Below are 6855 nucleotides of genomic sequence, written 5' to 3' on the forward strand. Positions count from 1 at the left end.
TCAGGACGCCGCCGGCGCGCCGGGCACCTCGACAACCATGGGATCGCATGCCGGACTGCGCTTGGCGGACTTGCGGACCACACGGTGGACGAAGCCCAGTTTGCGGACAACCGGTTGCGGGATGTCGAAGGGGTAGAGTCGCGCACTGCCCATCGCCTGGTTCACGCGATTGAACATGGTGGACAACCATTTCCAGTCGTAGAGCAGCTTCTCGACGGGCTGGTCGGCATAGGATTCGAGTGGCACGATGTCACGATCCATCGAGAAGCGCACCTGATCACTCTCGAGCATCAGACCGGATTCACGGGCGGTGTCGATGGTTCCGGTGATGTGCAGGTAGTGCGCGAAGCACTCGGCGAAGTCCTCCCATGGATGCATGGTGGCGTATTCGGAGATGTAGGACTCGCGCCAATTGTCCGGTGGCCCTTGCCGGTAGTGCCGATCGAGTGCGTCGCGGTAGCTCGCGCGTTCGTCGCCGAAGATCTCCCGGCACCTGTCGAGATAACGAGCCGCGCCGTCACCGGTCTCCACCAGAACGTGCTGATAGTAATGACCGGTCTCGTGACGGAAGTGGCCGACCATCGTGCGGTACGGCTCACCGAGTTGCACCCGCAGCCGCTCCCGGTGCGCGTCAAGGGTTTCGGCGAGATCGATGGTGATGACGCCACCCGCATGCCCGATGATGACCTGTTTGCCTGCCGACAGACTGGAGAGCAGATCGAAGGCCAGCCCACCTTCGGTACGCCAGTACGGTTCGATCGGCAGCCCCAGATCGGCGAGCTGATAGGAGCACCATGCGCAGGTCGAGGGTGGTGGGCGCCAGCTTCTCGAGGGCGATGGTGTCGGACATCTCCGGCCGACGGCGCACCAGCGAGTCGCCGAAGCACAGGCCGCGCATCCCGATCTCGTCGTCCCCGAGTTCCGCGGGGGTCATCCAATTGCAGCCCGTCGGTGACGAACTCGAACACCGGACCCACCGGCGTCCGTCGATCTCGACCCCTTCGTCGGAGGCGACGACCAGCGAACGGCTCGGCAGGTGCACCCCGACGGCGGTGCCACATCGTGGACAGTTCTGGTTCTCGAATCCCGACAATGCGTTGCAGATGGGACATGTCAAGGCGCGCACGCGACTCAGCCTATGCTGATGCGTCCGGTGCCGTCGTCGATGGGCAGAGCGCCACGGACGATCGCGGTCACCTGGTAGGCGTCGAGATTGATCGAGCCGCCGTGGTTGTCGAGGAAGGCGGTGTCGGCGGCATCGCGGCCGGTGGCGATCCGCACCAGACCCTGCCGCGGCGCGAGTCGAGTGGCGTCGACCGCGACCCACACCCCATCGACGAGCGCCTCGGCGACGGCATGGAAGTCCATCGGGGTGCAACCGGGCGCGTACACCGCGACCAGCCGCGCCGGGATGTTCAGCGCACGCAGCAACGCCACCACGAGATGGGCGTAGTCGCGGCAGACGCCTGCACCGGCGAGCAGCGTGTCGGCGGCGCCGTCGATGGGGTCGCTCGCACCGGGGATGTAGTCGAGCCGGTCCTCGACGTAGGCGGTCACCTCATCGAGCAGTTCACCGGCCGGACGGGACGCGTCGAATTGTCCGGCGGCAAACCCGTAGAACTTGTCGGCCTCGGCATATCGGCTGGGCCGCAAGTAGATCGACCGGTCGGTGACCGCAACGCGGACCGGATCGGCGGGCGTGGTCACCGACGCCCGATAGTCGACGTTGACCTGTCCGGACGCGACCGCGAGCCGGTGGATGCGGCCGCCGTGGTCGTCGACGATCTCCTCGACGGCCACCGGGGCCCCGTCGACGGTGACCTCGAGCGTCTCCTCGAGCCAGAGCCCGGGTATGCGGGCCACCGCGATCTGCATCTCGAGCTCGGTGGGGGCGGTGACCGCGATGGACATGGTTGCGGCCACATCGCGAGGGGGGATCGTCATAGGTGCCACGGTAGGGCACCGGGCTCACCTATGCGTCGGGGCCCACAGAGGCATCGGGGCTCGCACCTGCTTCGACGGTCCCACGGCTCGGCCGCCCGATCCGGAGCGCCTACGCCCGGGCGCGGCAGTACGTCATCGCGATGACGGGTTCGGAGTAGATCACGCTGAGCGCCACCACTATTGCCGCACTCTCCTGAACCGAGACGCCGAAACGCGATGCCGTCAGTTCCAACGGCCAGCCCACCTTGGACGCGGCGTCGAAGGCCGCCTGCACCGGCGCGAGGCCTTGCGGGTGCGCGGCAAAGGCATCGCCGGCCACGACGACGGAGTCCGGGTTCACCGCATCACGGAACACCGCGACCACCTCACCGAGAATGCGGGCGCGTTCGTCGGCGATCACCGACGCGTCCGGCGATACTCCCAGCCGCTGCGCGGCGCGCCGTGCGACGTCGACACCGATCACGTCCTGCAGCGTCGCCCCGCCACCACACAGGATCGGCGCGTCGACCCGGGTATGGGCAATGGTGCCGGCCCCGCGGCCGGGCACCAGCACGCGGCCGTCGACCGTGACGGCCATGCCGGTGGTTTCGCGCGCGTAGAAGAAAAGTCCCGAGTCCTCGTCACTGCGAGGCGAACTCAGCAACAACTCGGCGGCCGCCATGGCCTGCACGTGCTCGCACACCGACACCGGTACGCCGAGCGCATCGGCGAGCTGCCGGCCCACCGGCACGTTGCGCCAGCCGAGCACCGGGTGATCGACGACCCCGGTGGCGGCGTCGACCCGACCACCGAGGGCGACCCCGCCCCACAGCAGCCTGCGCCCGGCGAAGCGGTCGGCGAGTTCGCGCAGTTGTCGGCACAGGGCCGCCGACGAGGTGTGCGGATCGTCGCGCGGGGTGCGCACGGCGTGACTGTAAAGTGTGCGTCCGCCCAGGTCGGCGATGACGAGCAGGGTGCGGCGCGCACCGATGTGCATGCCCGCCACGCACAGCTTGTCGCGGTCGAGGACGAGCGGGTGTTTGGGCCGCCCGATACCGCCGGCATGCCCGAGGTCGCGGCGTTCGACGACGAAGCCGAGCTCACCGAGCGCAGTGACCTGCCGATTGATCGTCGCCGGCGACAAGCCGGTCTCGCCGGCGAGGGTGTCGCGGGCGATGGGCGCGCCGAGCCGGATCGCCTGCAGGACCAGCGCTGCCGGGGTCGTCCCGACTCGGAGCGTCGCCGGGATGACCGTCTGCATGACTGCTGAATCTAGCATCGCCGGTATCGGCGGCTTCCGCCCGTGGCGCCTCGGCCGAGTCGCGAGCGGCGCCCGGGCCTGCGGCACGTAAGCTGACGGCCATGAGTGAGTCCACCTCGTCCACCGAATCGCGCGTCGCCGTCGTCACCGGCGCCAGCTCCGGGATCGGTGCGGCCACTGCCCGCGCGCTGGCCGCGCAGGGGTACCACGTCATCCTCGGTGCCCGCCGGGTCGACCGCGTCGAAGCCCTTGCCGCCGAGATCGGCGGCACCGGAAGGCAACTCGATGTCACCGACGACGAGTCGGTGGCCCGCTTCGTCGCCGGCCTCGATGCCGTGCACGTCCTGGTCAACAATGCCGGCGGCGCCAAGGGACTCGATCCGGTGGCCGACGCCGATCTCGACGACTGGCGCTGGATGTGGGAGACCAATGTGCTCGGCACGCTGCGCATGATCAAGTCGCTGCTGCCGGCTCTCGAGGCGTCCGGCGACGGGCTGATCGTCACCATCACCTCCACCGCTGCCCTCGAGCCGTATGACAACGGCGCCGGCTACACCTCGGCGAAACACGCTCAGGCAGTGCTACACCGGACGCTGCGTTTCGAGTTGCTGGGCAAGCCGATCCGGCTCACCGAGATCGCCCCGGGCATGGTCGAGACCGACTTCTCACTGGTGCGTTTCGACGGCGACCAGGACCGCGCCGATGCGGTCTATGCGGATCTGACGCCGCTGACCGCCGAGGACGTCGCCGAGGTGATCGGCTTCGTCGCATCCCGGCCGCCGCACGTGAACCTCGACCAGATCGTGCTCAAGCCACGGGATCAGGCGTCGGCGCGGCGCAACATCCGGACCGGATAGCCGGCAGAAGTCAGTTGGGGGCGCCGACCGAGGACGGTGCCCCTTGCGGGGTCGCCGGAACCGACGACGACTGCGGAGTGCCCTTGATCGCCGACATGGATTTCCAGCTGTCCCAGTCGTAGGCCCAGTCGTAGATGTCACCGTCGGCCTCCGACAGGTCGATCCGGGTGCCGCTCACCTCGACGGGGTCTCCGTAGACTGCGGTGGCGAAGTACTGCTGCGCGTTGTCCAGCGACAGGTTGATGCACCCGTTGGTCACATTCGACGATCCTTGTACGCCAACGGTTTCCGGGTTGGCGTGAATGAATTCGCCGTTGTTGGAGATACGTACGGCGAAGCGTTCGTGGACGTTGAAGTATCCCGCCGCCGGATTGGACATGTAGAAGTCCTCGTACTTTTCGCTCACCACGTGGATGCCCGAACGGGTGACGTTGCGGTCGACGTCGCCCTCGCCGTAGCTGCACGGCAGCGTCATCAGCGTCGCGCCATCGCGTTCCACGACGATCTGATGGCTCGGCGCGACGGCCTTGACGATCTGCGCGCGGCCGATGACGTAGTCGCTGGTGACGTCGGCAGCACCGTAGGCGCCGCCGCCGTGGTCGAGCCCGTAGAGCTTGGCACTCATGTGGATCTTGGTGCCCGGCCGGAAGTACTCCTTCGGGCGCCAATGCGCTCGCGACCCATTGTCCTCACCGAGCCAGGCCCAGCTGCCCTCGGTCGGCGGCGTGGTCGTCAGCGCGAGGGCACGCTCGACGGCCTCCTTGTTGTCGACGGTCCCGTCGAATTTCAGGATGAGCGGTGCGGCGATACCGACCTCTTGGCCGTCGGCGACGTTGACGACGACGTTGAGTTGCTGTTTGGGATTGAGCGTGGTGAACGAGCCCTTGACCGGCACCGACAAGCGGTCCTGGCCGACGGCGCTGCCCTGCCACGTATACGTCGAGTCGTACCCCAGCGCCTCGGAGATCGTGAACGTCGTGCGATCCTCCGACAGCGTCCCGGCCACCGCGCGACCACTCGGATTGACCAGTTTGACGTCCGGGTTGAGCGTGCCACCCGACGCCTTGACCTCGACCTTCGCGATCGGATTGGGGGCGGCGTCGTCGTCGAGCGCCGGCGTGTAGGTGACCTTGACGGTCGGCTGCTTCGACTTCTGGGCGGACGGGGTATCGGTCGACTGCCCGCAGGCTGCGGCGATGAGACCTGCGGTGGCGATACCGGCTGCCGCCAGGACGGTGCGGCGACTGGGGATGGGCTGCGTGTTCATGTCGGGACCAGGATACCGAGACGAACCGGCCCCGGGCGCCGCGCCCTGCCTCGATTCGGTCACGCGAAGGACGCCGCCGACGCCGGTGAGCCGCGCAGATGTGCGCGTTCGCCGTCGTGGTCGAAGATCGACAGGACTTCGGCGGGACCGTCCTGTGGGGCGAGGACATGCGGCACCGTACATGCGAATTCGGCGGCGTGGCCTGCGGGAATGATGATCGTGCGCGCGCCGAGCTGCAGCCGGATGGTCCCCGACAGCACCGTGAACCACTCGTGCCCCGGATGCACACGCAACTCGTCGGCGGCGTCGCGCACCGACTCTTCGAGCCGCATCTTTGCCACGACCACTCCCGACGGCGTGCTGTCCCGTGACAAGGGCCACACGATGATGCCCTCGGTGGTGTGCGGTTCGGGACGGATCACGACGTCGGCGTCGCCGACGGGTTCGACGAGCACATCGAGCGAGGTTCCCAGCGCCCGCGCGATCGGCACCAGCTGATCGAGCGCGACCCGCCGGTGACCGGTCTCGATGCGGCTCAGTGTCGACGGACTCAGGTGGCACCGGTGGGCCAGTGAGTCGAGTGTCCAGCCCTTGGCGACTCGCAGCGCGCGGATGCGCTGACGGACGACGGCATCAAGTTCTTGCTCCATGGGCAAGATTGTATGCAGTCTGCGCATCGCGCCGTTACCGTGAAGATATGACCAGCTCACCACCCGGAAGCCACCAACACCAGGCGCACGGCGGCAGCCCGCGCGAACTGCTCGAGCTCGACGCCGCGGTGACCGGCGCCTACCTCGACGAGGCCATCACGCTGATCCGGGCCGCGGCGTCGGGCCCGCCGGCGACCATCGTCGATGTGGGCGCCGGCACCGGCGTCGGCACCCGCGCCCTGGCCGCGGCGTTTCCCGACGCGGAGATCATCGCGATCGACGGATCGGCGGACATGACCGCCGGCATCGCCGGTGCCGGCACCGGGCACCTGCGCGCCGTCACCGCCGATCTCGACGACGGGTGGCCGCAGGTCGGTGCTGCCGACGTGGTGTGGGCGTCGGGGTCGCTGCATCACCTCGCCGACCCGCTCGCCTTCCTGCACACCGCTCGCGCGCATCTGCGCGGCGGCGGGGTGCTCGCGATCATCGAGATGGCGCACCAGCCGCGGTTTTTGCAGAGCGGGCTCGACGACCGGATCGAGGCGATCATGCGGGCGAAGGGGGCCAATGCGTTCCCGGACTGGACCGACACCATCATTGCGGCCGGCTTCGAGATGCGCGGGCGGCACTCGGTGCCGATCGTCGTTGCCCACCCCACCCCGACCAGCCGCGCGTATGCGCAGGCGTGGCTGACCCGGGTGCGTTCCGGATTGGCCGACGATCTCGGCGCCGACGATCTCGCCACCATCGATGCGCTGCTCGGCGACTCCGCCGACTCGCTGCGCCACCGACCCGACCTGCAGGTGCAATCCACCCGCCTCATCTGGATCGCGACCGCGGAGCGATGACACACACCCGCCGGGTGGATCGGAGCGAATACAGAATGCAGCTATAGCG

General features: G+C 68.3%; 6 protein-coding genes and 1 pseudogene. 2 read left to right on the plus strand and 5 right to left on the minus strand.

The annotated features are described in order from the left end of the window. From ACPXB3_RS13120 to ACPXB3_RS13130, 3 genes and pseudogenes are all read right to left on the minus strand, one after another. A pseudogene (locus ACPXB3_RS13120) lies at positions 1-1126 on the minus strand (zinc-binding metallopeptidase family protein). Between the two features lie 5 nt (positions 1127-1131). Then, complete coding sequence (locus tag ACPXB3_RS13125) at positions 1132-1944, minus strand: transglutaminase-like domain-containing protein (protein WP_425727836.1); 813 nt, start codon at positions 1942-1944, stop codon at positions 1132-1134. 109 nt (positions 1945-2053) lie between these two features. Then, positions 2054-3184 carry an ROK family protein gene (locus ACPXB3_RS13130; RefSeq protein ID WP_425705201.1) on the minus strand — a complete coding sequence of 377 codons (1131 nt, stop codon included), beginning with the start codon at positions 3182-3184 and terminating at the stop codon, positions 2054-2056. 101 nt (positions 3185-3285) lie between these two features. Here ACPXB3_RS13130 and ACPXB3_RS13135 point away from each other — a divergent pair, with 101 nt between their 5' ends. After that, positions 3286-4041 (plus strand): SDR family NAD(P)-dependent oxidoreductase, encoded by a 756-nt coding sequence (locus ACPXB3_RS13135; RefSeq protein ID WP_425727837.1) that lies wholly within the window; start codon positions 3286-3288, stop codon positions 4039-4041. 10 nt (positions 4042-4051) lie between these two features. Here the strand turns inward: ACPXB3_RS13135 and ACPXB3_RS13140 are convergent, their stop codons facing one another. Then, positions 4052-5308 carry an Ig-like domain-containing protein gene (locus tag ACPXB3_RS13140; protein ID WP_425705199.1) on the minus strand — a complete coding sequence of 419 codons (1257 nt, stop codon included), beginning with the start codon at positions 5306-5308 and terminating at the stop codon, positions 4052-4054. Positions 5309-5367: 59 nt separating this feature from the next. Continuing rightward, positions 5368-5958 (minus strand): helix-turn-helix domain-containing protein, encoded by a 591-nt coding sequence (locus tag ACPXB3_RS13145; RefSeq protein ID WP_425727838.1) that lies wholly within the window; start codon positions 5956-5958, stop codon positions 5368-5370. A 47-nt stretch (positions 5959-6005) separates the two neighbouring features. Here ACPXB3_RS13145 and ACPXB3_RS13150 point away from each other — a divergent pair, with 47 nt between their 5' ends. Continuing rightward, complete coding sequence (locus ACPXB3_RS13150) at positions 6006-6806, plus strand: class I SAM-dependent methyltransferase (protein WP_425727839.1); 801 nt, start codon at positions 6006-6008, stop codon at positions 6804-6806. The last annotated feature ends 49 nt before the right edge of the window (positions 6807-6855 follow it).

The sequence above is a fragment of the Gordonia sp. DT219 genome (genome assembly GCF_049847065.1).
In the GTDB taxonomy this organism is placed as follows: Bacteria; Actinomycetota; Actinomycetes; order Mycobacteriales; family Mycobacteriaceae; genus Gordonia.